Source organism: Actinoplanes sp. NPDC051633 (genome assembly GCF_040681735.1).
Classification (GTDB): Bacteria; Actinomycetota; Actinomycetes; order Mycobacteriales; family Micromonosporaceae; genus Actinoplanes.
The window spans coordinates 1-1,046 of the sequence record NZ_JBFAZH010001833.1; the positions used below are offsets into that span (position 1 = coordinate 1).

The following is a 1,046-nucleotide window of genomic DNA, read 5'->3' on the forward strand; positions in this document are numbered from 1 at the left end:
CCGCGGCAAGGTCAACGTGCTGGTCGGCGAGAACGGCGCCGGCAAGTCCACGCTGATGAAGATCCTCTCCGGCTCGGAGCAGCCGACCAGCGGCGAGATCCTGCTGGACGGCGAGCCGGTGCAGCTCGCCACGCCGCGTGACGCGCAGGCCCTCGGCATCGGGATCATCCACCAGGAGCTCAGCCTCTTCCCGAACATGACCATCGCGCAGAACATGTTCGCCGGCCGGGAGCTGCGCCGCGGCGGCCGGTTCGTGAACGACGCCGAGCAGCGTCGCCGCACGGCCGAGGTGCTCACCCGGCTGGGCCAGAAGCTCAACCCCGACACCCTGGTCGGCGACCTGCCGATCGGGCAGCAGCAGCTCGTCGAGATCGGCCGGGTGCTCCTCGAGGACGTCCGCGTGCTCATCATGGACGAGCCCACCTCGGCCTTGAGCAACCACGAGGTGGACGTCCTCTTCGAGATCATGAAGAGCCTGCGCGAGCAGGACGTCACGGTCATCTACATCTCTCACAAGCTGGACGAGTTCCGGCGCATCGGCGACCGCGTCACGGTGTTCCGCGACGGCAGCCTCGTCGCCCACGAGGAGATGACCAGGACCGACACGGCGTGGATCGTGCGCCAGATGGTCGGCCGCGACCCCGACTCGCTGTACGTCCGCAACTCCTCCCCCACCGGCGACGTGCTGCTCGAGGTCAGCCACCTGACCGCGCTGGGGCCGACCCGCCCGCTGGTCAACGACGTCTCGCTGACCGTCCGGGCCGGCGAGGTGGTCGGCGTGTACGGCCTGATGGGCGCCGGCCGCACCGAGCTGGTCGAGTGCCTGATGGGCATCCGCACGGCCGACGCCGGCGAGGTGACCATCAAGGGGCGCCCGGAGCGCCGGGCCACCGTGCAGGCCCGGATGGACGCCGGTCTCGCCCTGGTCCCCGAGGACCGGCAGCGCGACGGCCTGGTGCAGACCATGTCGGTGCGCGACAACATCCTGCTCGCCACCATCGACCGATTCACCCGCGGCGGCCTGCTGCGTGGCGGCCGCGAGCAGC

Annotated in this window: 1 protein-coding gene; it reads left to right on the forward strand. The window is 70.7% G+C overall.

Going from position 1 to position 1,046, the window contains the following annotated elements:
• The coding region (locus tag AB0M20_RS45520) for a sugar ABC transporter ATP-binding protein (protein WP_364307907.1) at positions 1-1,046 on the forward strand (1,046 nt) is incomplete at both ends.